The sequence below is a fragment of the Dickeya lacustris genome, from assembly GCF_029635795.1.
In the GTDB taxonomy this organism is placed as follows: domain Bacteria; phylum Pseudomonadota; class Gammaproteobacteria; order Enterobacterales; family Enterobacteriaceae; genus Dickeya; species Dickeya lacustris.
Map to the genome: position 1 here is coordinate 2,957,279 of NZ_CP114280.1, position 26,540 is coordinate 2,983,818.

25 protein-coding genes and 1 pseudogene are annotated in these 26,540 nt (G+C 53.1%); 16 read left to right on the top strand and 10 right to left on the bottom strand.

Going from position 1 to position 26,540, the window contains the following annotated elements:
* Window positions 1–6 precede the first annotated feature (6 nt).
* The 6 genes from O1Q98_RS13375 (at window position 7) to argD (ending at window position 7,856) form a co-directional block, all read left to right on the top strand.
* Window positions 7–633: a glycoside hydrolase family 19 protein gene (locus tag O1Q98_RS13375; RefSeq protein ID WP_125260881.1), complete on the top strand. Its 627-nt coding sequence runs from the start codon at window positions 7–9 to the stop codon at window positions 631–633.
* A gap of 482 nt (window positions 634–1,115) precedes the next feature.
* Entirely contained in the window at window positions 1,116–3,080 is a 1,965-nt protein-coding gene (locus tag O1Q98_RS13380; RefSeq protein WP_416232433.1) for a PatA/PatG family cyanobactin maturation protease, read from the top strand.
* 213 nt (window positions 3,081–3,293) lie between these two features.
* Complete coding sequence (locus tag O1Q98_RS13385; protein ID WP_164513043.1) at window positions 3,294–3,446, top strand: hypothetical protein; 153 nt, start codon at window positions 3,294–3,296, stop codon at window positions 3,444–3,446.
* Between the two features lie 1,082 nt (window positions 3,447–4,528).
* On the top strand, window positions 4,529–5,740 hold the full coding sequence (locus tag O1Q98_RS13390) for an AraC family transcriptional regulator (RefSeq protein WP_240632836.1): 1,212 nt from the start codon (window positions 4,529–4,531) through the stop codon (window positions 5,738–5,740).
* A 195-nt stretch (window positions 5,741–5,935) separates the two neighbouring features.
* Complete coding sequence (locus O1Q98_RS13395; protein ID WP_125260879.1) at window positions 5,936–6,511, top strand: aminodeoxychorismate synthase component II; 576 nt, start codon at window positions 5,936–5,938, stop codon at window positions 6,509–6,511.
* Window positions 6,512–6,632: 121 nt separating this feature from the next.
* Entirely contained in the window at window positions 6,633–7,856 is a 1,224-nt protein-coding gene (gene argD / locus O1Q98_RS13400; RefSeq protein WP_125260878.1) for a bifunctional acetylornithine/succinyldiaminopimelate transaminase, read from the top strand.
* Between the two features lie 121 nt (window positions 7,857–7,977).
* Here the strand turns inward: argD and ulaR are convergent, their stop codons facing one another.
* From ulaR to ulaG, 5 genes are all read right to left on the bottom strand, one after another.
* Window positions 7,978–8,751 carry an HTH-type transcriptional regulator UlaR gene (gene ulaR / locus O1Q98_RS13405; RefSeq protein ID WP_125260877.1) on the bottom strand — a complete coding sequence of 258 codons (774 nt, stop codon included), beginning with the start codon at window positions 8,749–8,751 and terminating at the stop codon, window positions 7,978–7,980.
* Window positions 8,752–8,869: 118 nt separating this feature from the next.
* A complete protein-coding gene (locus tag O1Q98_RS13410) occupies window positions 8,870–9,598 on the bottom strand; it encodes an L-ribulose-5-phosphate 3-epimerase (RefSeq protein WP_278141909.1) in 729 nt (242 codons plus the stop codon).
* Between the two features lie 13 nt (window positions 9,599–9,611).
* Window positions 9,612–9,743, bottom strand: coding sequence for a hypothetical protein (locus O1Q98_RS13415; RefSeq protein WP_278141911.1), 132 nt, complete (start codon window positions 9,741–9,743; stop codon window positions 9,612–9,614).
* Between the two features lie 13 nt (window positions 9,744–9,756).
* A complete protein-coding gene (locus O1Q98_RS13420) occupies window positions 9,757–10,581 on the bottom strand; it encodes a Cof-type HAD-IIB family hydrolase (RefSeq protein ID WP_125260875.1) in 825 nt (274 codons plus the stop codon).
* Window positions 10,582–10,731: 150 nt separating this feature from the next.
* Complete coding sequence (gene ulaG, locus O1Q98_RS13425; protein ID WP_125260874.1) at window positions 10,732–11,799, bottom strand: L-ascorbate 6-phosphate lactonase; 1,068 nt, start codon at window positions 11,797–11,799, stop codon at window positions 10,732–10,734.
* A 584-nt stretch (window positions 11,800–12,383) separates the two neighbouring features.
* Here ulaG and O1Q98_RS13430 point away from each other — a divergent pair.
* The 4 genes and pseudogenes from O1Q98_RS13430 (at window position 12,384) to O1Q98_RS13445 (ending at window position 16,318) form a co-directional block, all read left to right on the top strand.
* Window positions 12,384–14,157 (top strand): annotated as a pseudogene (locus tag O1Q98_RS13430) (PTS ascorbate-specific subunit IIBC).
* 47 nt (window positions 14,158–14,204) lie between these two features.
* A complete protein-coding gene (locus O1Q98_RS13435; RefSeq protein ID WP_125260872.1) occupies window positions 14,205–14,681 on the top strand; it encodes a PTS sugar transporter subunit IIA in 477 nt (158 codons plus the stop codon).
* A gap of 45 nt (window positions 14,682–14,726) precedes the next feature.
* Window positions 14,727–15,419 (top strand): L-ribulose-5-phosphate 4-epimerase, encoded by a 693-nt coding sequence (locus O1Q98_RS13440; protein ID WP_125261000.1) that lies wholly within the window; start codon window positions 14,727–14,729, stop codon window positions 15,417–15,419.
* A gap of 251 nt (window positions 15,420–15,670) precedes the next feature.
* Window positions 15,671–16,318 (top strand): 3-keto-L-gulonate-6-phosphate decarboxylase UlaD, encoded by a 648-nt coding sequence (locus tag O1Q98_RS13445; RefSeq protein ID WP_125260871.1) that lies wholly within the window; start codon window positions 15,671–15,673, stop codon window positions 16,316–16,318.
* Between the two features lie 107 nt (window positions 16,319–16,425).
* Here O1Q98_RS13445 and crp read toward each other — a convergent pair whose 3' ends face one another.
* Window positions 16,426–17,058, bottom strand: coding sequence for a cAMP-activated global transcriptional regulator CRP (gene crp, locus O1Q98_RS13450; RefSeq protein ID WP_012768072.1), 633 nt, complete (start codon window positions 17,056–17,058; stop codon window positions 16,426–16,428).
* Window positions 17,059–17,383: 325 nt separating this feature from the next.
* Between crp and O1Q98_RS13455 the strand changes: the two genes are divergently transcribed.
* The gene (locus tag O1Q98_RS13455; RefSeq protein ID WP_125260870.1) at window positions 17,384–17,791 is read left to right on the top strand and encodes an OsmC family protein; all 408 of its coding nucleotides are present in this window, start codon (window positions 17,384–17,386) and stop codon (window positions 17,789–17,791) included.
* A 39-nt stretch (window positions 17,792–17,830) separates the two neighbouring features.
* On the opposite strand, the gene O1Q98_RS13460 is transcribed toward O1Q98_RS13455, so the two are convergent.
* The 3 genes from O1Q98_RS13460 to O1Q98_RS13470 form a co-directional block, all read right to left on the bottom strand.
* The gene (locus tag O1Q98_RS13460) at window positions 17,831–18,700 is read right to left on the bottom strand and encodes a phosphoribulokinase (RefSeq protein ID WP_125260869.1); all 870 of its coding nucleotides are present in this window, start codon (window positions 18,698–18,700) and stop codon (window positions 17,831–17,833) included.
* Between the two features lie 285 nt (window positions 18,701–18,985).
* Entirely contained in the window at window positions 18,986–19,219 is a 234-nt protein-coding gene (locus tag O1Q98_RS13465; protein ID WP_125260868.1) for a YheU family protein, read from the bottom strand.
* A 4-nt stretch (window positions 19,220–19,223) separates the two neighbouring features.
* Window positions 19,224–20,225 (bottom strand): hydrolase, encoded by a 1,002-nt coding sequence (locus tag O1Q98_RS13470; RefSeq protein WP_125260867.1) that lies wholly within the window; start codon window positions 20,223–20,225, stop codon window positions 19,224–19,226.
* 144 nt (window positions 20,226–20,369) lie between these two features.
* Between O1Q98_RS13470 and O1Q98_RS13475 the strand changes: the two genes are divergently transcribed.
* A complete protein-coding gene (locus O1Q98_RS13475; protein WP_125260866.1) occupies window positions 20,370–20,975 on the top strand; it encodes a LysE family translocator in 606 nt (201 codons plus the stop codon).
* Window positions 20,976–21,033: 58 nt separating this feature from the next.
* Here O1Q98_RS13475 and O1Q98_RS13480 read toward each other — a convergent pair whose 3' ends face one another.
* On the bottom strand, window positions 21,034–22,953 hold the full coding sequence (locus O1Q98_RS13480; protein ID WP_125260865.1) for an ABC transporter ATP-binding protein: 1,920 nt from the start codon (window positions 22,951–22,953) through the stop codon (window positions 21,034–21,036).
* 141 nt (window positions 22,954–23,094) lie between these two features.
* Here O1Q98_RS13480 and kefG point away from each other — a divergent pair, with 141 nt between their 5' ends.
* The 4 genes from kefG (at window position 23,095) to slyD (ending at window position 26,471) form a co-directional block, all read left to right on the top strand.
* Window positions 23,095–23,646, top strand: a complete 552-nt coding sequence (gene kefG / locus O1Q98_RS13485; RefSeq protein ID WP_164513045.1) for a glutathione-regulated potassium-efflux system ancillary protein KefG — start codon at window positions 23,095–23,097, stop codon at window positions 23,644–23,646.
* A gap of 3 nt (window positions 23,647–23,649) precedes the next feature.
* Window positions 23,650–25,458, top strand: coding sequence for a glutathione-regulated potassium-efflux system protein KefB (kefB, locus tag O1Q98_RS13490; RefSeq protein WP_125260863.1), 1,809 nt, complete (start codon window positions 23,650–23,652; stop codon window positions 25,456–25,458).
* Between the two features lie 63 nt (window positions 25,459–25,521).
* Window positions 25,522–25,731: a YheV family putative zinc ribbon protein gene (locus O1Q98_RS13495; protein ID WP_240632835.1), complete on the top strand. Its 210-nt coding sequence runs from the start codon at window positions 25,522–25,524 to the stop codon at window positions 25,729–25,731.
* A 161-nt stretch (window positions 25,732–25,892) separates the two neighbouring features.
* Window positions 25,893–26,471 carry a peptidylprolyl isomerase gene (gene slyD / locus O1Q98_RS13500; protein ID WP_125260861.1) on the top strand — a complete coding sequence of 193 codons (579 nt, stop codon included), beginning with the start codon at window positions 25,893–25,895 and terminating at the stop codon, window positions 26,469–26,471.
* The last annotated feature ends 69 nt before the right edge of the window (window positions 26,472–26,540 follow it).

Below are 26,540 nucleotides of genomic sequence, written 5' to 3' on the forward strand. Positions count from 1 at the left end.
AAACCAATGAGCCTTGAAATCAGTCAGGAAATATTAAAGAAAATCATGACCGCCGCCAGTGCCGACGATCTGGCCTTATTTCAACCGGCGTTACAAAAAGAGTGCCCGACCGCCGGTATCGACACGGCGTTACGTTTTGCGCACTTTATCGCCCAGATAGCCCATGAAAGTAATGAACTACGCGCACGCGTTGAAAATTTAAATTACAGCGCCAAGGGGCTGCGCTCAATATTCGGGCGCTATTTCACCACCGATGAGATGGCCGCCCAGTATGAGCGCAAGCCGGAAGCTATCGCCAATATTGTCTACGCCAACCGCATGGGAAATGGCGCAACCGAAACGGGTGATGGCTGGAAATACCGTGGCCGGGGGCTGATTCAGTTAACCGGGCGCGATAACTATCAGGCGTGCGGCAACGCCATTGGTCAGGATTTGGTCTCCAACCCGGATCGGATTAGCCAAAATCCAGATGTATCCGTCGCTGCGGCGCTGTGGTTTTGGAATAAAAATGGATTGAGTGAGTATGCAGACCAGGATGACATTAATACCATCACCCGGCGGATCAACGGTGGGTTAAACGGGCTGGTGGATCGCAAAAACTATCTGGCAAAAGCAAAGCGCGCATTGGGTTAACGTTTATGTGGGCGCGGCGTAACCGGTGGTGCAGAAAGTCACCTGGCCCGGTTACGCCATTAGCAAGAAAGTCACAGCGTGCAGCATATATTCAGTAAATATACAGTATTTTATGTGCATTTTTAAATTAACACATTGAATCTAAACGATTTGATATAAATGATACTAAAGTGATACCAAAATTTTTTTAAAGTAGAGTTAGGATAAGTTCATCCGCTAAATATAAATAATCTGTACCAGTGTGTGTCACAAACGATGATATTTGATAGTGCTACTTATTCAAATCATCAGAAATTACAGCAGAGAATTTTTTTATTTTTAGTGTCAATTTTTATGTGGATAATTTTCTTTCAATAGTGAAAGAAATATTGTTTCAGGAATGAACGGTGATTCATGACGAACGTCGGAAATCACGAGCTCAGGCAGATAATGCTAATTGAAACGCCGGGGATTTTTTAATTCCATATTCAGGAAAGAGAATGATGATGAACCCATCAAACCATCATGCTGAGTTAGTTGATAATCCACTGACTGGATTACAGCAATTAGGGATAAATGGAGAAGGAATAAAGGTCGCTATTATTGATGGCGCTATTGATGGTCATCATCCGATTTTGAATCACTTAAAAATAGAGTGTGCTTCTGATAGTGAGAATAACAGTACCTCGCACGGTACGGCTGTGTGCAGCATTATTGGTGGACAGGGTGTCGGTATTGCACCTGGCGTAAATATTATCAGTATTCCTGTATTTCATGAAGATAAGCAAGGAAATATACAGGGGTGCTCTGAACGCGCATTGGCGAAGGCAATTCGTGATGCCCGACTCAGTGGTTGCCATATTATTAATATCAGCGGTGCGTCATTGTCATCAACGGGTCATGGGACGGATGAATTACGTAAAGCCGTTGAGGATTGTGAGCAACACGGGATTTTAATTGTTGCCGCCGTCGGTAATGAGGGTCTCAACAGTGAATCGTTACCGGCATCTATGGATTTTGTTTTGGCTGTCGGCGCCTGTGATAAAGAGGGATTGCCCGCTTCATTTAATAACTACGGGGTGAAACTAAGAAGGAAAATGTTGCTGGCATCAGGTGTCTCAATCCCTGTCGCCACGCCGAATTATGATCTGTCTGTTGTATCCGGTAGCAGTTTTTCTGCTCCTGTGGTGTCAGCCATAGCGGCGCTGCTGATGGGGGCAATGAAGGTAGCAAACGATCGTCGTGCACCAGAAATGATACGGGACGTGCTGTTTAACACTGCCACCCCGTTAGTGCTGTCAGCGGCAGCGAATCGGGAGTCAGTGATATACCGATTAAATATTCAGAAATTATTCCGGCGTATAGCACAGGAATTCTATCACCAACCATCAAAAAGGATCGTGACCATGTCAACTGAAGAAAACACTATTGAGCCTGTGGCGACAGCGCTGCTGGTTCCCTCAATTATCGATACCCATCAGGATGTTATTCCGGCGGGGGAAACCTCTGCAACACCGGTGAGTACCAGCGTGGATGCGGGCAATGCCGTTGCCGTATCGGTACGTGACAGCGGATTATCTCTGCCGAAAATCAGCGATCCGGCGGCGAATCATTATGTCCATGCGCCCGCTCGCCGGATTATGCCGCAGTCTTCCGCCTTGGATGCACGCACGGTTCGCGATCAGGAAAAAATCTTTGCCATCGGCCAGATTGGTTATGATTTTGGTACCGAGGCCCGTCTGGACTATTTTACCCAGGTGATGGGAAATAAAAGCGGCTATCCCTTTGACCCGGTTCATATGGCTGAACATTTAAATACCGGTGATAACGCTGAACAATCCAATGCGTTGATCTGGACATTAAAAATAGATGGCATTCCCGTTTATGCCATTAAGCCGGATGCGCAATTTGCTGTGCTGGAATATGCGCGATTAGTGGAATTCCTGTATGAACAGGAAACCAAAGGCGTGGAGCGTGTTTCTATTGCAGGGACGATCAGTGGAGAAACCCGACTGTTTAATGGCCAGGTTATTCCAACGATTAGCCCGGTATTACGCGGCATGTTTAACTGGGAATCGCAGGATATCTCTAAAATGCTCATGGGTGAAAGCGCCGTCGGTACGCCGAAATCGAAAGAGCTGGTTAACTTTATTAATCGTATTTACTACGAGCTGCGTAACCGGGGTTATGAATCGAATGAGCGTGCGATTAACTACGCTGCAACCAATGCCTATCAAATGAAAGAAATCTTTGATGATGCGTTTGCAGAAGGATTATTCCTCAACAAAATCAGCGCAGAGCGTAGCCCGGTTAGCCGCCCGGAATCAGACTGCTGGGATGTGGTGTTAGAGTTCTTTAATCCGAAAGAGCGCCTGACCGCTGCCCGTAAATTATATCGCTATACCATTGATGTCAGCGACGTCATGCCAATTACCATTGGCACCTTGCGTAACTGGCACGCTTATTAATGTGACTGATTATTCATATTCGCTATGACGCCATTATGTTCTGTTTAATTTTGTCTCTGAGTATCGGTGCAATTTATAAATAGACATATTGCAAAAATCATCACTGGTTATTTCGGTGTTAGAATTTAATTGTATTAAATTTGCCGCTATCTGGTGGCATTAACCTGGGGATGACCCCAAATAAACTGTAAATAAACTCAAGGAGAAATACACATGAAACTTCCAACTCAGGCTCATAACGTAAACCGCGCTAACCGTATCGCTGAAGCTAAAGCTACGGGTGTTAACCCTGCATTCTGGGGTGATGTACTGAATGTACTGAAAAAAGCGGGCCAGGGCGCGCTGGCCGGTGTTCTGAACGGCTAATCCGCCTAAGTGCATGACCTTCGGGTCATGCACTTTTTTGTTTGTACGCCAATAAGTAATACCAATAAATAATACCGATATGGCCTGAATAAATGGCCAACGAAATTAAATTTGTATCACGTTATTAACATCAGGGGATACCACGTTTAGCTGAATAACATCATAAAAAATTGATATACGCCTTTTATGGGTTATCGCTTTACTCCATGCGCTTTTCTGACTTCTGATGGCGAGGAAGAGTACCACCATAAAAGTAGTGTATTAATTCTCATTGCAAAGAGGAACCTATGTCTAATAACGGAGTTTTAGTGAACACAGTTATGATTAAAGATCTTAGGCTAAAAAAAATTGAGTCAGGAGGAGCTCTCTGAGCGGAGCCTTGAATCAAGGTGCTATATTTCAATAGCCACAATAAAAAGGGCTGAATTGGGGAAGCCTGTATCAAGAAAGACACTTCATAAGTTGGCTAAATTTTTCGACGTTGCCGCAGATAACCTCATCATGCCAGTGCGAGAACGCGGTTGTGATAACTTTAGTTACAATGATTATGTTAATTTTATCTTTTCTGGTTCCTATAAAACACTGATTTCACATGATGCAAATAAAAATTAAAAATATCATAACGGCAGTTTTTGTTTTTTGAGGAATAAATGAAATATCTTAATAATAAAAATGGAGATTTTATGACAGTATGGCACACATCACATAACCAAATGGCATCGGGTTTAAACGGTTTATATTTTTATTCAATGAGTACATCAGCGCCGCCATTCAGAATAGAGATTAATGCTGAAGTGGGGTGATAATACTGATGTGCTGGTTTTTCAGGGAACGGATTGAATCACCCAGGTAAAGGGTGATGCGAGAGTAAAGGGACTTACTTTTAATTTTTATGTTGTGTTTTTATGTTGTGTTTTTATTTATATGGCTTTAGGTGGCTGTTTTTTAAATGGCTTATGGTTTTTATTGCATGTTGATATCATTTTTTAAACGAAAAGCATTCCTGGTAATAATCGGTTGTTAATAACACAAGCTATTTCTCTGTAAGTCATCATGGTCTGGCGTGAATAAAGGATTTTTCCGTGAAAACAGAAAACAAGCTATCTGATATACAGCACAGCATTGCTGATGGAAATATTTCCTCTGGTCGATATGAGCACCATGATTATTCCTGTGCTTATCCCATCCCGGAATTTATTTTCCTGCCCTCGGCACTGCGTGCGCAATTAGAGACGATGCTCACTAACGGTATGCCATTGTTTTTATCATGTGAGCCGGGAGCGGATTTATCTGAGGTGATGGCATATATTCGCGCCAGGCTTCAGGCGTCTGATAACCGATATGTTGAGCTCTCATTCGATAAGGATCTGCGTGCGCAATTAGGCGCTATCGGTGAGGAACTGGCGTCGCACAAACCGCTGACGCTCTGTTTTGGCGGTGTTGATGCGCTTGATGCGTTATGCCAGCAGGAAACGGTGACGTCTTTGCAACAGGTGTGCCGTGACTATCAAGGTATACGCCTGCTGTTTTGTCTGCATGATGTCGCACCAGACAGCCAGACGACGGCGGAATCGATGGCGTATTTGACGTCGGCGCTAGGGGCGCAACGTTTATCCATCCCCGCGCTGAAAGGGCGCACGCAGGATATTAATGAACTGATTCATAGTGCTTGCCTGGCTTACCGGCAGTCGGCCCGCCAGACATTACACCCGGATGTGTTAGCGCAATTACAGCACTATGACTGGCCGGGTAATGTGCGCCAGTTATGGCAAAGTCTTGCGCGGCTATTAATGCTCAGTGATGAGGCGGAAATTGATATGCGTCAGGCTGGCCGCATTTTGCCGCATATTATGACGGCCGCGACGGGTGAGGGCGCAAAGCGGCTGATTAATCGCCCGCTGTGCGATGCGATTTTGCAGCGGAATCATCAGGTTTTACACCAGTTTCACCCGTCGGTTATTAAGGCGTTGATGTACCTGGGGGAGCATTTCCAGCGCGAAGTGACACTGATTGAACTGGCGGACAATGCCCACATCAGCCCTTCACACCTCTCTTATTTGCTGAAAAACAGCCTGAGATTGTCGTTTAAACAGATCTTGAATCAGGTACGCATTTTTTATGCCTGTCAGCGACTCGAATGCCACCCGATGAGCCGCATCACCAATCTTTATCTCGATTGCGGTTATGGCGACCTGAGCCACTTCGAGAAGATGTTTAAGCGTTATACCGGGCTGACGCCGATTGAGTTTCGCAAGCAATTTAACCCTGCGGTACTGCGTGATGAAACCGGGTGATAGCCCGGTTTTGAGCCGCTGTGCGCTGGCGTTCACACCCAGCCACGCGGCACGACCCTGCGTTTTACCTCTCTCACGCCTGCCATTCTCGCCCCTTTTGCCCTGCGGATGCGGTTTTTTCTGCGACGTTTTATGTTATTAACGCCGTTGGCCTACTATCATGGCGTGTCAGCCAATCAGGGCAATAGATGAAACATGCTGCTACTTATCGACAACTACGACTCCTTTACCTACAACCTCTATCAGTATTTCTGCGAGCTGGGCGCTCAGGTGCAGGTCAGGCGTAACGACACGCTGACGCTGGCCGACATCGAACAGTTAGCCCCACAGCAACTGGTGATTTCGCCGGGCCCCTGTACGCCGGATGACGCCGGTATCTCGCTGGCCGCTATCCACCACTTTGCCGGTAAATTACCGATTCTTGGCGTGTGCCTGGGTCATCAGGCGCTGGGTCAGGTTTTTGGCGCACGCGTGGTGCGGGCGCGCGAGGTGATGCATGGCAAAACCTCACCGGTGCGTCATACCGCGCAGGGGGTGTTTCGCGGGCTGGCGAATCCGCTGACGGTGACGCGCTATCACTCGCTGATTCTGGAACACGCCTCGTTGCCCGATTGCTTTGACGTGACCGCCTGGACGGAGCGCGATGGCGCGGTGGATGAGATTATGGGCGTGCGCCACCGTACTTTGCCGCTCGAAGGGGTGCAGTTTCACCCGGAAAGTATTCTCAGCCAGCAAGGGCACCAGCTATTGAGAAATTTCCTTGATTTATAGCCGGATAACCCGCGCCACGCGCACTCAGGCAGATTAGGGATTGCCTATTTTTGATTTTTTATGCATATTTATTGACTATATTTTCACTGGTAGTCACGGAATAACTACGACGGGGCCGCAGATGGCGACAGAAAAAACAGCAGTAACACGGGATACATTCGACAAAGTTATTCTTCCGGTTTATGCACCTGCGCAGTTTGTGCCGGTAAAAGGCAAGGGAAGCCGGGTGTGGGATCAACAAGGCAAAGAGTACATCGACTTTTCCGGTGGCATCGCGGTAACGGCGCTGGGCCATTGCCACCCGGCGCTGGTGGCGGCGTTGAAAGAGCAGGGTGAAACGCTTTGGCACACCAGTAACGTGTTCACCAATGAACCGGCGCTGCGCCTGGCCAGCAAGCTGATTGCCGCCACCTTTGCTGACCGTGTGTTTTTTGCTAACTCTGGCGCAGAAGCCAATGAAGCGGCGTTCAAGCTGGCGCGCCATTACGCGATCACCCGCCACAGCCCGTACAAAACCAAGATAATTTCGTTTTATCAGTCGTTCCATGGCCGCACGCTGTTTACCGTATCGGTCGGCGGGCAGCCGAAATACGCTGACGGTTTCGGCCCGAAACCGGCGGATATCGTGCATGTGCCGTTTAACGATCTGGATGCGGTGAAAGCGGTGATGGATGACCACACCTGTGCAGTGGTGCTGGAGCCGATTCAGGGCGAAGGCGGCGTGACACCGGCGACCCCTGAATTTCTCAACGGTGTGCGTGAGCTGTGTGACCAGCATCAGGCGCTGCTGGTGTTTGATGAAGTGCAGTGCGGCATGGGGCGCAGCGGCAAACTGTTCTCGTACATGCATTACGGCATTACGCCAGACATTTTGACCACCGCCAAAGCGCTGGGTGGCGGTTTCCCTGTCAGCGCCATGCTGACGACCGAAGAGATTGCGTCGGTGATGGCGGTTGGCACACACGGCACCACCTATGGCGGCAACCCGCTGGCCTGTGCGGTGGCAGAAGCGGCGCTGGATGTTATCAATACGCCGGAAGTGCTCTCTGGCGTGGCTGAAAACCATGCCCGCTTTGTCAGTGCGCTGGAGCGTATCAACGCTCAGTATGGCATTTTCGATGAAGTTCGCGGTATGGGGCTGTTGCTCGGTGCGCAGTTAAAACCGGCCTGGCATGGCCGTGCCCGCGATTTTCTGGCGGCCTCGGCCGAGCTGGGGCTGATGATTCTGGTGGCGGGGCCGGATGTTATCCGGTTTGTGCCGTCGCTGGTGATTACACCGCAAGAGATAGACCAGGGCATGGCGCTGTTTGAAAAAGCAGTCGCGCAGGTGGTTCAGGGCGCATAACCCTGAAAGGTATCTGAGTCAGGCCCGGCTAGCCTGCCTGACTCGGACGCCGTTACAGCCGTGTGGTTCACCAATATTGTTAAACCGGTATTATTACACCCGTATTGTTACACCGGTATTGTTACACCAGAATCACGTTAACGCCTTTGTCGCGCAACTGGGCCACCACGTGTGCATCGGCATCGTTACCGGTGATGAGAATATCTATCCTGTCGGATGCGCAAAACAGCATTCCGGCGCGTTGCCCCACTTTGGTACTGTCCGCCAGCACCACCAGCCGCCCAATGTGATTGAGCATCTTTTGCTCGGCCATCGCCGTGAGCATGTCCATTTTGTAGAGGCCATCGGCGGTAATGCCTTTACCGCTGGTGAACATCCAGTGCCCGGCGTACAGCGAGGAGATTTCATCCTGCGGTGCCAGCGTGATGGACTGCGACTTGTTGTACTGCCCGCCGATAATCACCACGCCGTCATGATCATGCTCAATCAGGTAGTTCGCCAGCGGGAAATAGTTGGTGATGACCTGCACATCTTGCCCGCAAATCTCCTGCCCTAACACAAATGCGGTGGAGCCGCAGTTGATGACAGCGCTTTCGCCGGGTTTAATCAGCGCCGCCGCCGCCTGGGCGATGCGCATTTTTTCCCCGTGATTGGCAAACTCACCGTGAGTCACGCTCTCATGGCTGTTGAGCGGCGACCATTGGCTTTTGGCTTGCGCCAGCGCCTCCGCCCCGTTGCGGACTTTACGCAACTTACCGGAATCATTGAGTTTATTGATATCCCGGCGGGCGGTGGCAGGCGAAATATCAAAGGCCTGCATGATGCCCGTCACCGACAGGTGACGTCGTTGATTGAGCAGTTCCAGAATGGCGCTGTGGCGTTGAGCTTCTGTCATATCGTGCCTGATGGTGATTGAATCTGATTTTTTTATGATTATATCCCGCATGCGTATGAATGACAGCGATTCTTTTAATGGCATATTTTTTGATGATATATCTTTTGATAACGCGGCATCAGGCCAGCGCCAGCCCGACCTGACGGCCTATATCGGCCAGGCGCGAGCGGGCCAGCGTCAGGTTTTGCGCCCACTGCGCATCATTGGCCCACATCTCCAGCACCAGCGGGCCGTTGTAGCCGATATCTGCCAGCGTCTGGAAGATGGCGCGGAAATCGACTTCGCCTTCGCCAATCACCAGATCGCGGAATTGGCCCTGACTGCTGGCCGAGACTTTGCGCGTGTCTTTTAGGTGAATCTGCACAATATGATCGCAACTGAGTTTGAGCTCGGTGCAGGTGTCGTAGTTCCAGCCGGTGATATTGCCCACGTCCGGGTAGGCCATAAAGTAAGGCGAGGGAATGGCTTTTTTCAGTACCTCAAATTTACTCAGTGAGTTGAGGTAGGGCGTATCCATGATTTCGACGCCCAGCATGATGCCTGCGCGCTCTGCCATGCGGGTAGCGGCTTTCATGCCGTCGATAAAATGCAGATGCGTTTCGCTGGAGGGCGTTTCGTAATAGACATCATAACCGGCGAGCTGAATGCAGCGGATACCCAGTTTGTAAGCCAGATTGATAGCCTGTGCCATGATGTCGTGCGCCTGCTGGCGTATCGCCGGGTCGTGTGAGCCAAACGGAAAGCGGCGGTGGGCGCTCAGGCACAGGGATTGCAACGGGAAGTTGTGTTGTTCGCACAAATGGCGCAGTTGATAGATTTCCGCATCGCTCCAGGCCAGACGCTGCAATTTTTCATCGGACTCATCCTACTGACATTTCAATAAAATCAAAGCCTAGCTCTTTGGCGGCCAGAATTTTTTCTTCCCACGTCAGCGTGGCGGGCAGCGCCTTCTCATACAGCCCAAGGCGAAAGGGTTTGTCAAAGTTGTGCATGGTGCCTCCTGAGTCAGACGGGAAAGTGATGTTGCAGAATATCGAGAATGCCGCGCCCATCGTTGCTGTGCTCTGTCACGCAATCGGCCTGACGGCGGATGACCTCTTCCGCGTTAGCCATGGCGACGCCGAGACCGGCAAGGCGCAGCATGGACAGGTCATTATGGTTATCGCCGATGGCGATGAGTTGTGCCGGGTCGATGTGCTGCTGTTGGAGATAGTCGTTCAGGCGCGCGCCCTTGTTGTTGCCGTGGCGGGCAAAATCAATGCGGTTCGACCAGGATTGTTCGCCGCTAAACTGCGCCTTCACCCACGGCAATTCAGCAAAGGCGCGGACTTCGGCCACCTCGCCTTCCACTACAAATTTCCAGACATGGCGGCTTTCGGCCAACGCCGCATCCAGACTCTCGACTTTCATGATGTGCGGGCGGATGGCGTCGGGAAAACGCGCGGCCCAGTCGCAGAGCGCCTCCATATACCGGATTGGCGAGTGGGCGGCGTACACCATCCGGTCAGTCAGGTACATCACCAGATTGAGCCGGTGCTCACGCGCCAGCGCCATGAAGCGTTTTGCATCATCATGGGGGATGGCGTTTTCCGCCAGAATGCGTTGCGCGCGGTAGTCGTATACATAGGTGCCGTTACAACAGATTATCGGCGTAGTCAGGCCAAGCTCATGATGATAGGGGTGGGCAGCGGTGTGGTGCCTGCCGGTGACGAGGATCACACAGGCCTGCTCTTTAATGCGCTCAATGGCTGCTTTAACGCTCGGGTTAATGGTGTGCTGGCTGGTGAGGGTAGTGCCATCGAGATCCAGCGCCAGTGCCTGATAACGCATGATGAGCCTCTTTTTGTGACCGATTTTGCTGTGGCCGACGTTGTTGTTACCGATGTTGCTGTAACCGATATTGCTGTAACCGATGTCGTTCGCCTGGTGCGGCGGCTGGCTGCCCGTGCCGGGCAGCCGTAACGTCGAATAACCGTGGCTTTACAGGAACGATTTGTAGGGCAGTTCGGGCTCATCGATGAAGATATCGTCGAAGCCACGCGGGTGCTGGTAGTGCAGTGTGTTTTTATCGGTCGGGAAGGTGTATTTACCGCCGACCTGCCAGAAGAACGGGCGGAACTGGTAGCCGAGGCGATCCTTTTTCATGTTCCACAGCACTTCGATTTCACGCGGGTCGCTCTGGAAGTTAGCCCAAATATCATGATGGAACGGGATAACCACCTGAGTATTGAGTGACTCACCGGCGCGCAAAATGTCAGACGCGGTCATTTTGTCAGTGACACCGCGTGGGTTCTCGCCATAAGAGAGCAGCGCGACATCAATCTGGTAGTCGTTGCCGTGTTTGGCGTAGTAGTTGGAATAGTGCGAATCACCGGAGTGGTAGAGATTGCCGCCGGAGGTTTTCACCAGATAGTTGACCGCACGGTCGTCCATGCCATCGAGGATACTTTTGTCGGTGGAGGAGACGCCAGCAGGCAGCGTGACCAGCGCGGTGCGATCGAACGCATCCAGTACCTGAATGACGATATCGCCAACCGGGATCTCATCGCCGACACGGGCGATAACGCAGCGCTCGGCGGGCACTCCCCAGCGTTGCCAGAGCTCGACACAGGCTTTCGGGCCGATAAATTTTACGTGTGAGCCGCAGTTCTTCAGCACGGCAGCCGCCACGTTCACATCAATGTGATCGGCATGGTCGTGGGTCGCCAGCACGGCGTCTATCTGTTTGATACCGAACGGGTCGAGCACAAACGGCGAGGTTCTCAGGTTGGGTTGTAGCTTGCGCACCCCGCCCATACGCATCATCTGGTGTTGTTTATTCATGTACGGGTTGGCGTGGGTTTTTTTGCCGGTGCCACACCAGAAATCGATGGAGATATTGGTATTGCCTGCCGACTTCAGCCAAATGCCGGTGCAACCCAGCCACCACATGGCGAAGGTCTCTGCCTTGACCTCTTCCTGTTCAATCTCTTCGTTTAACCAGGTGCCCCATTCCGGGAACGTGCTCAGGATCCAGGACTCACGGGTGATTTCATCAATCTTGCTCATCGGACATACCTTTCTGGTTTGGATGGCGCACTGCGATGGGGAAACCCGGTAGACATATCTGGGAACCCGGCAGCGGATCATCGGACATGACAGGGCGCACATTGCGGCACGCCTATGATTGCTTTTGATTTTTAATGACTATATCAGCGTCATTTTTGATTATCAATGATTGCAATGATTGTTTTGTGATGCAGGCGATGATTTGCTGTTGGCTCTATCGGGAGTGATTTTTTATCTTTATGTTTTTATTAATTTTAATGATTTTTTGTGTCTTCGTGGCTGGATCGTTTGCATTAAATGCCAGAGAAAATCATTCTCAATCGAGAACGATTGTCGATCATTTTGGGGTTTTTAAGAGATTTTATGCCTCACGACATTCATCACAAAAAATCATTTTTTGATGAAATATGATTATGTCGTGAGTTTATTAAGGTAATGGCCAATGCTGTCCAACGCCAACCACATGAATGCAAGCAAGAATGAATGCAAGAAAACCCATATTTATACGGGTGGTGATGCACTCCGCCACTCCAATAGCAATCCAATAGCAGTGTAATTGTCCTTATGTTGGACGGAGCAACGTTATGGAAACCCTCTACAGCATTTTTTATATTTTCTACAACCAGGTGATGACCAAAGCCCCGCTGCTATTGGGGTTGGTGACATGTATTGGTTATCTGCTACTCAGGCGTGATGGCACCACCGTCATTAAAGGCACGGTCAAGACGATTGTGGGTTTTATGCTGGTACAGGTGGGCTCAACCACGCTGGTCGCGGGTTTTAAACCCGTTATCGATAAAATTTCAGAATATCATCATCTTTACTGGCTCGGTCATCGACCCTTACACCACCATGATGGCGACCATGGAAACCATGGGCAGTCGCTACTCCTGGGTCGGTTACGCGGTTTTGCTGGCGCTGGGCCTGAACATCCTGCTGGTGGTTTTCCGGCGTCTGACCGGTATTCGTACCATCATGTTGACCGGCCACATCATGTTTCAGCAGGTCGGGCTGGTGGCGGTGTTTTATGTGGTGATGGGCGCGTCGATGTGGGAAACCATCCTCTATTCTGCGGTTATCATGGCGCTGTACTGGGGGATTTCGTCCAACATTATGTTTAAGCCGACAGAGGCGGTAACGGGTGGGGCGGGGTTCTCAATTGGCCACCAGCAACAGGTCGCTTCCTGGATTGCAACCAAACTGGCTCCCAAACTGGGCGATAAAGAAGAGAGTGTCGATAAGCTCGACCTGCCCAAGTGGTTACACATTTTTCATGACAGCATCACGGCGACCGCCATCGTGATGACGCTGTTTTTCGGCATCATCCTGCTCTCTTTTGGCCTGGATAACCTACAGAAAATGGCCGGTTCGACGCACTGGACTATCTACATTGTGGAAACGGGCCTGCGTTTTGCCGTCGCCATTCAGGTGATTGTTGCGGGCGTGCGTATGTTTGTGGCCGAACTTTCCGAAGCGTTTAAAGGCATTTCCGAACGCGTGATCCCCAATGCGGTGCTGGCGATTGACTGCGCGGCTATCTACGCCTATTCGCCGAATGCAATGGTGTTCGGTTTTATCTGGGGGACGCTGGGCCAGTTCCTTGCCGTACTTGGCCTGTTACTGTGCCACTCCTCCATCATGATAATCCCCGGTTTTATTCCGATGTTCTTCTCCAATGCCACCATCGGCGTGTTCGCCAACCACTTTGGCGGCTGGCGCGCGGTGATGAAAATCTGCTTTGTGATGGGGATTATTGAGGTGCTGGGCTCCGCCTGGGCGATTCACCTGTTTGCCCAGAACGGCGCCAGTTTTAATGGCTGGATGGGGATGGCGGACTGGGCGCTGGTGTTCCCGGCCATCATGCAGGGGCTGTCGTTCTCTTCGCTGTTCTTTGTGTTACTGCTGGCCGGTGCGCTGGTCTACATGTACTTCGCATCACGCACGCTGCGCGCAGAGGAAGATTCGGCGCAGCCGGTGGCCAGCGAAGCTACAGCGGGCCACGATAATATGCCCAGCCGCGATGCGGATACCCAGCCGGTGAGCGCTGCGAATGCGAACGCTCGGGTGGTGCGTATTCTGGCAGTATGCGGTAACGGCCAGGGTTCTTCGATGATGATGAAAATGAAGATAGGCAAGTTCCTTGAACAACGGGGAGTGCCGCACATCATGGATTCCTGCGCTGTGGCAGATTACAAGACCAAACTGCCAACCACCGACATTATCGTTTCCTCGAAGCATCTGGCGGGTGAAATGAGCCCCGGTGACGGCAAGTTTGTACTGGGCGTGCAGAACATGCTCAACCCAAATTCTTTCGGTGATGAGTTGCTAGGCCTTATCAAGAAAAACTTTGCCGGTTAATCACGCGTGCCTTCCTTGCTGCGTCAGGAAGGCCTAAGGAGAAGGACATGAAATTCAAACAATCGTTAATCGACAATAACTCCGTATTGCTTAATGCCAGCGCCGCTGACTGGCGTGATGCCATCAAACTGGGTACGGATATGTTGATTGCGTCCGGCGCTGTTGAGCCGCGTTATCACGAGGCGATTATCAGCAGTATCGAGAAAATGGGCCCGTATATCGTGATTGCGCCGCAATTCGCCATGCCGCACGCCCGGCCGGAAAACGGCGTGAATCGCACCGCCTTTGCGCTGGTGACATTGACCACGCCGGTGAAATTTGACGGTGAAGATGAACCGGTGGATGTGCTGGTGACGCTGGCGGGCAGCACCTCGGATGAACACATGGAAGGGTTGATGGAAGTGACCCAGGTGTTGGAAGACGAGAACAGCGACACCGGGATAAACCTTGATAAATTGCGGGTATGCACCAGCCGCGAAGAGGTCTTTAGCGTAATTGATAAGGCGCTGGCACAGCCTGCCTGAGCCGTAATAAGGCGCTCCGTGTCAGGGGCGCAGGAGAGAATCATGATGTACCAGCAATTGAAGGCTATCGTACTGCAAGCCAACCTGTTGCTTCCCCGGCACGGCCTGGTGACGTTGACCTGGGGCAATGTTTCGCAGATTGATCGCTCGCTTGGGGTTATCGCCATCAAACCGTCGGGCGTCTCGTATGAGCAGATGACGCTGGACGATATCGTGGTGGTAGACATGGACGGGCGTGTGGTGGAAGGGCACCTTAACCCTTCCAGCGATACGGCCACCCATCTGGCGTTGTACCAGGCGTTTAGCGGTATCGGCGGTATTGTGCATACCCATTCACGCCACGGCACTATCTGGGCACAGGCGGGGCTGGACATCCCGGCGCTGGGCACCACCCATGCCGACTATTTCTATGGCGATATTCCCTGCACCCGCGCGTTGAGCGAGCAGGAAATTGCCTGTGAGTATGAGAAAAACACCGGCGCGGTGATTGTCGAAGAGTTTCAGCGCCGGGATCTCGACCCGCTGGCCGTACCGGGTGCGGTGATAACCGGGCATGCGCCCTTCTGCTGGGGGAAAAACGCGATGGATGCAGTACACAATGCGCTGGTGCTCGAAGAGGTGGCGGCGATGGCGCTGTCTACCCGCTTGCTTAATCCGACGATTCATATCGATCAGGCGCTTTCTGATAAACACTATTTCAGAAAACATGGCGCGAATGCTTATTACGGCCAGCGTTAAAGCTTATTTATTTTTAACCGGTGGTTATTTTTAAACAGTAGTTATTTTTAAACAATATTTATTTCCAGGCTTTATTATTTTTAAGCTTTATTACGTTTAAACCTTATTGCTTTTATTCATCGACGGTCTGCGCCAGCGACCTGAAATAGTGTATTGAGAACCATTGAAATAAATAGTGGCATCAGGCCACGGGCCGCGCTCGCTCGCAATCCGGTGATTTCACTATTTTCACTCTTGGAGAGGAATCAGTTATGACTAAACCTATGCTGCAAATCGCCCTGGACTCGACTGACCTGGCAACAGCGATTGAGATTGCTGACCGCGTCAGCGGGTTTGTTGAAGTCATTGAGGTAGGCACCATTCTGGCCTTTGCTGAAGGCATGACGGCGGTGCGCACGCTGCGTGAGCGCCACCCCAAACACATTATTGTGTGTGATATGAAAACCACCGATGGCGGCGCTATTTTGGCACGCATGGCATTCTCTGCCGGGGCGAACTGGATAACCGTTTCAGCGGCGGCGCACGTTGCCACTATTGCGGCCTGCAAAAAAGTGGCCGATGAGTTTGGCGGGGAAATCCAGATTGAACTGTATGGCAACTGGAACCTTGATGATGCCCGTCAGTGGGTCGATATGGGCATTACGCAGGCGATTTATCACCGCTCGCGCGATGCCGAGCTCGCCGGGGTCAACTGGACGCATGACGATCTTGGCCGGATGCGCGCGCTGTCTGAGTTGGGGCTGGAGCTGTCAATTACCGGCGGTATTGTGCCGCAGGATATTCATCTGTTTGAGGGGATTAGCGCCAAGACCTTTATTGCTGGCCGTGCGCTGGCGTCTGAGAGCGGTAAAGCGACGGCTGAGGCTCTGCGCACCGAGATCAATAAATACTGGTCGTAACGCGTCGCCCGCGACACTCACCGATACGCAAAATAAGCAGGGCGGCCATTGGCCGCCCTTGCTGATATTAAAAAACCCGTTCAGATGGAAAACGGGCTGACGCCCGATCAGCGCGTGCCGTAAACCACGATGGTTTTACCGTGAGCGGAGATAAGATTCTGGTCTTCCAGCATTTTCAGGATACGACCGACAGTTTCACGGGAACAGCCGACTATCTGGCCTATCTCCTGACGGGTAATCTTGATCTGCATACCATCCGGGTGGGTCATGGCATCCGGTTGTTTGGCCAGATTCAGTAAGGTCTGTGCGATACGCCCTGTGACATCCAAAAATGCCAGATTGCCGACTTTCTGCGAGGTGACTTGCAGGCGACGGGCCATCTGCGAGGAGAGGCGCATCAGAATATCCGGGTTAACCTGGATAAGCTGGCGGAATTTTTTGTAGGAAATTTCAGCGACTTCACAGGCAGTTTTTGCCCGAACCCATGCACTGCGCTCCTGCCCATCTTCAAACAAGCCAAGCTCGCCGATAAAATCGCCCTGATTCAGATAAGACAGAATCATTTCCTTGCCTTCTTCATCCTTAATCAGCACGGCAACCGAGCCTTTTACGATGTAGTAAAGCGTCTCTGCTTTTTCACCCTGATGGATCAGAGTGCTCTTCGATGGGTACTTGTGAATGTGACAATGAGAAAGGAACCATTCGAGAGTCGGGTCTGTTTGCGGTTTGCCGAGAACCATTCGCTGTTATCCTCTGTTGTAATTCACTGCGCAAATCACAGGGCTCAGAGTTCCCTGTACGGCGTGATAACATAGTTATAATTCAAATTCCGTCCTGGCGGAATGACGTCAGGGATGATACGGAGACGGTCTATCAATGACGCCGGTAAACCGATGGCAGTCAGGCAGCAGCCCGACACACACGGGTTTACGTCCTCCGTTTGTAACACAGGTTGAGTGTAGTGTCTCGTGTTGTCTCGCTTCAGCATGATTAAGCTCTGATTATCAGGCTTTTTTGTACATGAGCGGTGCAAAATTTCAAAAATAGTTGATTGAGGGCAAAATTATGCAGGCTCGGGTGAAGTGGGTTGAGGGATTGACGTTTTTAGGTGAGTCCGCATCCGGTCATCAGGTGCTGATGGATGGCAATTCAGGCGATAAAGCGCCCAGCCCGATGGAAATGGTGCTGATGGCAGCGGGCAGCTGTAGCGCCATTGATGTGGTCTCCATACTGCAAAAAGGTCGCCATGACGTAACGGATTGCGAAGTGCGTTTGAGCGCCGAGCGGCGTGAAGAGGCGCCGCGCCTGTTCACCGCTATCAATCTGCACTTTATCGTCACGGGCAACGCGCTATCGGAAAAAGCCGTTGAGCGCGCGGTGTCGCTGTCAGCGGAAAAATACTGCTCGGTGGCGCTGATGCTGGAAAAAGCGGTGCAGATAACGCACAGCCATGAAGTGGTAGCGCAGGGTTAACGCACCGGCTCGCGGCGGCTTCATCGCCGTCGCACCGTGTCAGGCAAGGCCATTACCCGTAATCAGTCGCCGCACCAGCGGTGTCATAATCAGCTCCATCGCCAGCCCCATTTTGCCGCCCGGCACCACCAGCGTATTGATGTGTGAAATAAACGACCCCTGTAGCATCGCCAGCAGATAGGGGTAATCCATGTTGTCCAGCCCCTGAAAATGAATCACCACAAAGCTTTCATCCATTGAGGGAATGGCTTTGGCGGCAAACGGATTCGAGGTGTCAACCGTCGGGACACGCTGAAAGTTGATATGGGTGCGGGAAAACTGCGGGGTGATATAGGTGATGTAATCCTCCATTGAGCGCACCACCGAGTCCATCACCGCTTCGCGCGAATGGCCGCGCTCGTTGATGTCACGCACCAGTTTTTGTATCCACTCCAGATTGACGATAGGCACCACCCCCACCAGCAGGTCAACGTGCTGTGCGACGTTATGCTGGGCGGTAACAACGCCGCCATGCAGCCCCTCATAAAACAGCAGGTCGGTCGGCTGCGGCATCGGCTCCCAGGGCGTAAATGTTCCCGGCACCTGATGGTAGGGAATGGCCTCATCATAGGTGTGCAGGTATTTGCGGGTCTGGCCGGTGCCGGTGCGACCGTAATCGATAAATGCCTGCTCCAGTTGGCTAAAGTCATTGGCTTCCGGCCCAAAATAACTGATATGACGACCCACATCGCGCGCTTTACGGATAGCCATATCCATTTCCGGTCGGGTATAGCGGTGATAACTGTCGCCGTCTACCAGCGCGGCGCGCAGGTTAAGTTGCTGGAAAATTTTGCGAAATGCCAGGCTGGTGGTGGTGGTTCCGGCGCCGCTGGAACCGGTGACTGCGATAATCGGGTGCTGATGTGACATGCAAACCTCCGCTGATTGATGCTGCGAAACCGGGCCATCCTGGTGCGATAACCGTTGTTGTGATTAAGCGTTGTTATTATTGAGGACGTTCTGATGCCGGGCGCTATCGGAAAGCCGCTGTCGCCAGACGGGTTTCCTTCGGCCCGCCTATCTGCCGTGATAACCAGATCGTGATAAACCGATCGTTATAACCGAATTCCTGCTGGCCGTCAGGCGTCTGCGGCCATTGTTAGCCTATTTGCCGCTTGCCGCCACGCCAATTTGCGTTTGGCGCAATTCATCTCATCATGCGTTGCGCTCAGTGCGGCCAAGCTGGTTGCGCGGCATGATATTGACGGTTTCATGCAGTTCAGACCACACCAGCACTACCTCGCCCTGACGGAGTTGCTGCTCGACGGCGGCAACTTTCTCCTCAAGCGAGCGTTCATGCTCGCCGTAATCGGTGCCTTCGCGCAGCACAAAGGCTTCAATCAGGTTTTGTAGCGTGGGGGCCGCCAGTTCCTGCCAGGGGATTATCATGGTGTTAGCTCCGGTTGGGTTCCAGATAGGTCGTCAGCCAGTCGGGGACGCACTGCTCCAGCCATAATTGTGGCTGACGCCAGGTGCCGCTGACAAAACCGACATGGCCACCGTGTTCGGTCAGGTAATAATGGATGTTGTCCGGCAATTGCGACAGTTCGGGAATGACATCGGCGGTCATGAATGGGTCATCTTTGGCATGAACCACCAACAAGGGCTGGCGAATCTGCGCCAGTCGCGGCAGCGCGCTGCTGCGCCGGTAGTAATCATCGGCATCGGCAAACCCGTGTAACTGTGCCGTGACGAGCTGGTCGAACTCTTTGAGATGACGTATTTTGCGCAGCCGCTCGGCGGAAACCGGCAGGCAGTTCGGGTAGGCGGCAAGCTTACGCAAGGCATTGCGGCGCAACAAATTGAGCAAATAGCCCTGATAAACGCGCGAGAATCCGCGCTCTAGCCGACGGCTGCACGGCTCGAGCTGTAACGGCGCGGAGATAATCGCCGCGACGTCAGGCCGGTGAGCGCTATCCTGTCGGCTCAACAGGCAAGCCAGCATGTTGCCGCCAAGAGAGACGCCGATGGCCGCAGTAGGCACGCTGCCGAAGGTGTGTGAGAGCCAGCCAAGGAAGTAGCTGGCATCATCGGTTTCCCCGGCGTGATAGCCCCGTGCCATACGGTTGGGCTGGCGGCCACAGCCGCGAAAATGCATCACCACCGCCAGCCAGCCGCGTTGCTGACAGGCGGCCATCATGCCGTGGGCGTAAGGGCTGTGAAAACTGCCCTCAAGACCATGAAACAGCACCACGCGGGGTTTGTGTCGCGCCGCTTGCGGGTCTTCACTCCAGGCCAGCTCAACGAAATCGCCGTCTGGCAGCGTCAGCGTCTGCCAGAGGGGCTGAAGTACCGGGCGGCGGCGCAGCAAGCGCGGCAGCATAGTCTGCAAGTGGGGGTTGCTCACCCCAGCCAGGGGCTGAAACAGCGAATTACGGTGTGAAATACGGTTCATAAACGGTGAATGATGCGTTATGTGTCGTGATGAAGCGGTGCCCCTGCATGGGGGAGACCGGGCGAAAAGCTTGTCTGTGCCAGGGTGCGCTGCTAGCTTGATGGTTTCATACCAAATTCATACCTGTTAAGGGATTGCCGTTTCATGGAGCACGTTAGCCTGTTTCTCTCAATGCTCGGTTTTTTGTGGGTCGCTGCAATTACACCGGGCCCTAATAATATGCTACTTACCGCCTCGGCGGCCAATTTTGGTCTGTGGCGATCGATGCCGCTGATGATAGGCATCATGCTGGGTATGCAAAGCATGTTGCTGCTGGTGGCGCTGGGATTAGGCAGCCTGACTCTGCTCTACCCGACGCTGCATCTGGCCTTAAAGGTGCTAGGGAGCCTCTACCTGCTCTGGCTGTCATGGAAAATCGCCACCGCCGCTTATGAACGGCTTGATACCGACAGCGCACCTTCACGGCCAATGCCGTTCTATCAGGGCGGGCTGTTGCAGTTTTTGAACCCGAAGGCCTGGTTAATGGCTCTGGGCGCCGTCGCCGGTTTTAGCCTCGCCGGTGAAGGGTATGTCGGCTCGGTGGTTGCCATCAGTATTGCGATGTTCAGCGTTAATCTGGTGGCCGGGTTTATCTGGTTAGGGTTTGGCGCGCTGATAGGCCGCCTGCTGCAAAGCCCGCGCGCCTGGAAAATATTCAATCTGGCGATGGGCGTGCTGACGGCCACCTGCGTGTTGATGGTCTGGCACTAGCCTTGAGTGACGCACGGCGGGCTTTCAGGCCGCGCCGTGATTAACGCCGGTGTATGCCTTACGCCGGGTTTTCCGCTTCACGCAGGAACTGCTCAAGCTGCTCTTGCGCGTCCAGCCACGCCATTTCCGCGTCTTCCAGTGCGGTTTTGGTGCTGCTTTGCTGTTGCAGGCAGTCGGTTAGCTCGCTTTTACGGCTGGCATCGTAAAGGGCGCTATCCGAAAGGCGCTCTTCCAGCGTACTGAGCGTGGCCTGCAGTTTCTCCATTTGCTGTTCAAGCTGGCTGATTTGCTTACGCAATGGTTGCGTGAGCGTGCGCAGCTCCGCCTCCCGGCGCTTTTGCTCTTTGCGCGATTGCGCGCTGTTAGCGGCATTCTCTTTCGGCGTGCTCTCGGCGCTGCTGTCCTGCTTTTGCGCATCCAGCAGCCATTGCTGATAGTCCTCCAGATCGCCGTCAAACGGCTCGACTTTGCCGCCGTGTACCAGATAGAGATCATCGGTGGTCGAACGGATAAGGTGCCTGTCGTGCGACACCACCACCAGCGCGCCTTCAAAATCAATCAATGCTTCGGTTAGCGCCTGACGCATATCGAGGTCAAGGTGGTTGGTCGGTTCATCGAGCAGCAACAGGTTCGGGCGCTGCCAGACGATGAGCGCCAGCACCAGCCGCGCTTTTTCACCACCGGAAAAGCGCTCGGTGTGCTCGGTGACTTTATCGCCGCGAAAACCGAAACCGCCCAGATAATCACGCAGTTGCTGCTCGGTTTCCCGGTCGGCCAGGCGGGTCAGGTGCTGGAGCGGTGATTCGTCTGCGCGCAGAAACTCCAGTTGATGCTGGGCGAAATAACCAAGGCGCACGCCTTTGGCCAAGCCAATATCACCGCTAAAGGGCTGGATTTCACCGGCGAGCAGTTTGATAAGCGTCGATTTCCCGGCCCCGTTGTGACCCAGTAAACCGATACGCGAGCCCGGCACCAGATTAAGTTTGATGGAGTCGAGGATCAGGCGGTCGCCATAGCCAGCGCTGACTTTTTCCATACGCAACAGCGGGTTGGGCAATGCTTCTGGCACCCGGAAACTGAAGCGGAACGGGTTATCGACATGCGCAGGCGCAATCAGCTCCATGCGCTCCAGCATCTTGATGCGGCTTTGCGCCTGCTTGGCTTTGCTGGCCTTGGCGCGAAAGCGGTCGATGTAGTGTTGCAGGTGAGTGACGCGCTCTTGCTGGTGCTCGTAGAGCGCCTGCTGCTGGGCCAGCCGCGTCGCACGTTGCTGCTCAAACGAGGTGTAATTGCCGGTGTACTCAAACAGCGTTTCCTGCTCAATATGCAGGATTTTATTGGCAATCGGGTCAAGAAAGTCGCGGTCATGGGAGATAAGCACCAGTGTGCCGGGGTAGTTTTTCAGCCATTTCTCCAGCCAGATAACCGCATCCAAATCCAGGTGGTTGGTCGGTTCGTCGAGCAGCAGCAAGTCAGAGCGGCAAATCAGCGCCTGCGCCAGATTCAGGCGCATACGCCAGCCGCCGGAGAAATCGCTGACGGAACGTTGCAATTGTTCTTGCTGAAAACCGAGCCCGTTGAGAAGGCTGGCGGCGCGAGACTGGATTGTCCAGGCTTGTATCGCATCCAGCTTGCCGTGCAAGGTGGCGATGGCATGACCATCATTGTGCGCATTGGCCGCCTCAAGCCCGGCTTCCAACTGCCGGAACTCACGATCGCCGTCAATCACATAGTCAATCGCGGAGCGCGCCAGCGCGGGGGTCTCCTGATTTACCCAGGCCAGCGCCCAGTTTTGTGGAAACGTCATGTTGCCGCCATCGGCGCTGATTTCCCCTTTCAGCAGTGACAACAGGGTTGATTTGCCACAACCATTTTTTCCCACCAGGCCCACTTTCTGGCCGGGGTTAATCGTGGCGGAGGCATTGTCCAGCAGTACCCGTGTACCGCGTCGAATTTGCAGTGAAGAGAAAACAATCATAACGCGCCAAATGTTCAAATATGTTAAATTACTGAGTAACTAACAGGACGCTGACGTCCTGCCTTAATTAATTGTTGCTCGTATTACTGCACCGCATGGTAGCCGAAAATACCGACAATGACGACGCCTTGGAGGGGAATGATGTTGCAGCCACCGAAGATTTTGCTGCTGTTTGCCCATCCTGAATCACAGAGTTCGGTTGCGAATAAGCTGTTATTGCATTACGCCCGCCAGTGCGGGCATGTCACTGTGCACGATCTTTATGCACATTACCCCGATTTTTTTATCGATATTCACCATGAGCAGCAGTTGCTGCGTGAACATCAACTGATCGTCTTTCAGCACCCGCTTTACACCTACAGTTGCCCGGCGCTGCTCAAAGAGTGGATGGACAGGGTGCTGACGCGTGGCTTTGCCAATGGCGTCGGCGGTACGGCGCTGACGGGCAAGTATTGGCGTTCGGTTGTCACCACCGGAGAGCAGGAGGATGCCTATCATGCTTCTGGTGTTAATCGCTACACCATGGATGATGTTTTAAGGCCGTTTGAGATGACGGCGGCCATGTGCCACATGAATTGGCTCTCGCCACTGGTGATTTACTGGGCCCGGCGCTTACCGCCCGGGGTGTTGCAAGACCATGCCAGAGCCTATGGCGACTGGCTGGCGTCACCCTTGTTGCCGGGGGATCTCTAGAGCATGGAAACGTCCTCTTCATTGCTAAATGCGGGTGTGTTGTTTTTATTTGTCGCCGTGTTGATGGTGCCGATTGCCGCACGGCTGGGGATTGGCGCGGTGCTGGGCTATTTGCTGGCCGGGATTGCCATTGGCCCGTGGGGGCTGGGGTTTATTCGTGATGTCGATGCCATTTTGCATTTTTCCGAGCTGGGTGTTGTGTTTCTGATGTTTATCATCGGCCTGGAACTGGAGCCGGATAAACTGTGGCGCTTACGGCGTTCTATTTTTGGCATTGGTGCCGCACAGGTGCTGATTTGCGCCGCCGCGCTGGGCGGCGTGTTGTATCTGAACCGCTTTTCCTGGCAATCGGCGTTGATTGGCGGCATTGGGCTGGCGATGTCGTCTACTGCCATTGCGCTGCAATTGATGCGCGAGAAGGGCATGAATCGCAATGAAGCCGGTCAACTCGGCTTCTCGGTGCTGCTGTTTCAGGATTTGGCGGTGATCCCGGCATTGGCCTTGATTCCCGTGCTGGCGGGGGTGCAAGGCGAACTGGATGACTGGAATCAGGTTGGGCTGAAAGTGATGGCCTTTGGCGGCATGCTCATCGGTGGCCGCTATCTGGTGCGGCCGTTGTTCCGCTTTATTGCCGCATCCGGGGTGCGAGAGGTGTTTACTGCCGCCGCCCTGCTGTTGGTATTAGGCTCTGCGCTGTTTATGGATGCGTTGGGGCTGTCGATGGCGCTTGGCACCTTTATCGCGGGGGTGTTGCTGGCAGAAAGCGAGTACCGCCACGAGCTGGAGATAGCCATTGAGCCGTTCAAAGGGCTGCTGCTGGGGCTGTTTTTCATCTCGGTGGGCATGGCGCTGAATCTGGGTGTGCTGTACGCCAATATTTTGATGGTGCTGTCAGCGGTGGCGATTCTGGTGGTGGCCAAGGGGCTGATTTTGTACCTGCTGGCCCGTGTTTATGGTTTGCGTTCTTCCGAGCGTTTGCAATTCGCCGGGGTATTGAGCCAGGGCGGTGAATTTGCGTTTGTGCTGTTTTCCTCGGCGGCGGCCCATAAAGTGCTAAAAGGTGCGCAATTGCCGCTGTTACTGGTGACGGTCACATTATCCATGATGGTGACGCCGTTATTAATGCAGGTCATCGATCGTGTGCTGGCGCGTCGTTTTAATGCGAGCGATGAACCGGATGAAGCGCCTTACGTAGAAAATGACGAGCCGCAGGTGATCGTGGTCGGCTTTGGTCGTTTCGGTCAGGTGATTGCCCGTTTGCTGATGGCCAACAAAATGCGCATTACTGTGCTGGAGCGTGATATCAGCGCTGTTAGCCTGATGCGCAGTTACGGTTATAAAGTCTATTACGGTGATGCCACGGAGCTTGAGTTGCTGCGTGCGGCCGGGGCTGAACAGGCTCAATCTATCGTGATTACCTGTAATGAGCCGGAAGACACCATGACCCTGGTGCATTTGTGCCAGCAGCATTTTCCCAATCTGGAAATTCTGGCGCGGGCGCGCGGGCGCGTTGAAGCGCATGAGTTGCTGAAGTCGGGCGTGACGCAATTTTCGCGTGAAACGTTTTCCAGCGCACTGGAGCTCGGGCGTAAGACGCTGATTACGCTTGGTATGCATCCGCATCAGGCTTATCGGGCACAGCAGCATTTTCGGCGGCTCGACATGCGTATGTTGCGTGAACTGATGCCACAAACGCAGGGCGATGTGGCGCAGATTTCTCGTGTTAAAGAGGCGCGGCGCGAGCTGGAAGACATTTTTGAGCGCGAAATGCAGCGCGAGCGGCGCAGGCCAGATGACTGGGATGAGTTTTAACCGCGCGTGATGTGCTGGCATCGCCGCCAGAGCGATCATCACGGATCATCAATGGGGAGCATCATGCAAAAAGTTACCACTCGAAAACGTTTTATTGCCGGTGCCGTCTGCCCGAAATGCCAGACGCAGGATACGCTGGCGGTTGGGCGTGAAGGGGACGATGACGTCGTGGTCTGTGTGCAATGTGGTTATCAGCAGAGTCAGGCCGAAGCGCCGCTTAAGGCCACGGCTGCGCCTGTGGGAGAAATCATCGGCCTGTTTCGCCCGCAGTAACGGCGGTGCGCGCCTGCGTTCAGGTGCATGAAACCGTTACGGGTGTCTGCGGTGGCTTGGCCTGCGGCAGTCCGGGCAGAGTTTTTTTCCCTCATGCAGTACAGGGGGCCAATTTTCCGCTACAATTTGCGCAAAATTGATTTCCAACGCTAGGAGATATCATGAAAGTAGCAAAAGACCTGGTGGTCAGCCTCGCCTATCAGGTACGTACAGAAGATGGAGTATTGGTTGATGAGTCTCCGGTGAGCGCACCGCTGGACTATCTGCACGGTCACGGTTCGCTGATTTCCGGTCTGGAAAAAGCGCTGGAAGGCCGTGATGTGGGCGAGCGCTTTGACGTCAGCGTTGGCGCTAACGACGCGTACGGCGAATACGATGACAATCTGGTGCAGCGCGTGCCAAAAGACGTGTTCGTGGGTGTCGATGAGTTACAGGTTGGCATGCGTTTTCTGGCTGATACCGACCAGGGGCCGGTACCGGTGGAAATCACCGAAGTACAGGACGACCATGTTGTGGTTGATGGCAACCACATGCTGGCTGGCCAGAATCTGAAATTCAACGTGGAAGTGGTGGCTATTCGTGAAGCAACGGCGGAAGAGCTTGAGCACGGCCATGTGCATGGCGCGCACGATCATGACCACGACCATGAAGGCTGCTGCGGCGGTCACGGCCACGACCATGACCACGAGCATGGTAAAGGCGGTTGCGGCGGTAACGGCGGTTGCGGTTGCCACCACTGATTGACCTTGTTGTAAAAAGGCCGCTTGCGCGGCCTTTTTTTATGCGCCTTCTCCGTCAGGTCAGGCGCG

Bases quoted from the DNA above. Each gene is read 5' to 3' on its own strand.
- O1Q98_RS13475 (WP_125260866.1), top strand. From the start codon at position 20,370: ATGGAGCACGTTAGCCTGTTTCTCTCAATGCTCGGTTTTTTGTGGGTC.
- O1Q98_RS13480 (WP_125260865.1), bottom strand. From the start codon at position 22,953: ATGATTGTTTTCTCTTCACTGCAAATTCGACGCGGTACACGGGTACTG.
- O1Q98_RS13395 (WP_125260879.1), top strand. From the start codon at position 5,936: ATGCTGCTACTTATCGACAACTACGACTCCTTTACCTACAACCTCTAT.
- O1Q98_RS13465 (WP_125260868.1), bottom strand. From the start codon at position 19,219: ATGATAATCCCCTGGCAGGAACTGGCGGCCCCCACGCTACAAAACCTG.
- O1Q98_RS13455 (WP_125260870.1), top strand. From the start codon at position 17,384: ATGCAGGCTCGGGTGAAGTGGGTTGAGGGATTGACGTTTTTAGGTGAG.
- slyD (WP_125260861.1), top strand. From the start codon at position 25,893: ATGAAAGTAGCAAAAGACCTGGTGGTCAGCCTCGCCTATCAGGTACGT.
- O1Q98_RS13495 (WP_240632835.1), top strand. From the start codon at position 25,522: ATGCAAAAAGTTACCACTCGAAAACGTTTTATTGCCGGTGCCGTCTGC.
- O1Q98_RS13445 (WP_125260871.1), top strand. From the start codon at position 15,671: ATGACTAAACCTATGCTGCAAATCGCCCTGGACTCGACTGACCTGGCA.
- O1Q98_RS13470 (WP_125260867.1), bottom strand. From the start codon at position 20,225: ATGAACCGTATTTCACACCGTAATTCGCTGTTTCAGCCCCTGGCTGGG.
- O1Q98_RS13375 (WP_125260881.1), top strand. From the start codon at position 7: ATGAGCCTTGAAATCAGTCAGGAAATATTAAAGAAAATCATGACCGCC.
- kefG (WP_164513045.1), top strand. From the start codon at position 23,095: ATGTTGCAGCCACCGAAGATTTTGCTGCTGTTTGCCCATCCTGAATCA.
- O1Q98_RS13435 (WP_125260872.1), top strand. From the start codon at position 14,205: ATGAAATTCAAACAATCGTTAATCGACAATAACTCCGTATTGCTTAAT.
- O1Q98_RS13420 (WP_125260875.1), bottom strand. From the start codon at position 10,581: ATGCGTTATCAGGCACTGGCGCTGGATCTCGATGGCACTACCCTCACC.
- ulaG (WP_125260874.1), bottom strand. From the start codon at position 11,799: ATGAGCAAGATTGATGAAATCACCCGTGAGTCCTGGATCCTGAGCACG.
- ulaR (WP_125260877.1), bottom strand. From the start codon at position 8,751: ATGACAGAAGCTCAACGCCACAGCGCCATTCTGGAACTGCTCAATCAA.
- argD (WP_125260878.1), top strand. From the start codon at position 6,633: ATGGCGACAGAAAAAACAGCAGTAACACGGGATACATTCGACAAAGTT.
- kefB (WP_125260863.1), top strand. From the start codon at position 23,650: ATGGAAACGTCCTCTTCATTGCTAAATGCGGGTGTGTTGTTTTTATTT.
- O1Q98_RS13380 (WP_416232433.1), top strand. From the start codon at position 1,116: ATGATGAACCCATCAAACCATCATGCTGAGTTAGTTGATAATCCACTG.
- O1Q98_RS13460 (WP_125260869.1), bottom strand. From the start codon at position 18,700: ATGTCACATCAGCACCCGATTATCGCAGTCACCGGTTCCAGCGGCGCC.
- O1Q98_RS13415 (WP_278141911.1), bottom strand. From the start codon at position 9,743: ATGCACAACTTTGACAAACCCTTTCGCCTTGGGCTGTATGAGAAGGCG.
- O1Q98_RS13440 (WP_125261000.1), top strand. From the start codon at position 14,727: ATGTACCAGCAATTGAAGGCTATCGTACTGCAAGCCAACCTGTTGCTT.
- crp (WP_012768072.1), bottom strand. From the start codon at position 17,058: ATGGTTCTCGGCAAACCGCAAACAGACCCGACTCTCGAATGGTTCCTT.
- O1Q98_RS13385 (WP_164513043.1), top strand. From the start codon at position 3,294: ATGAAACTTCCAACTCAGGCTCATAACGTAAACCGCGCTAACCGTATC.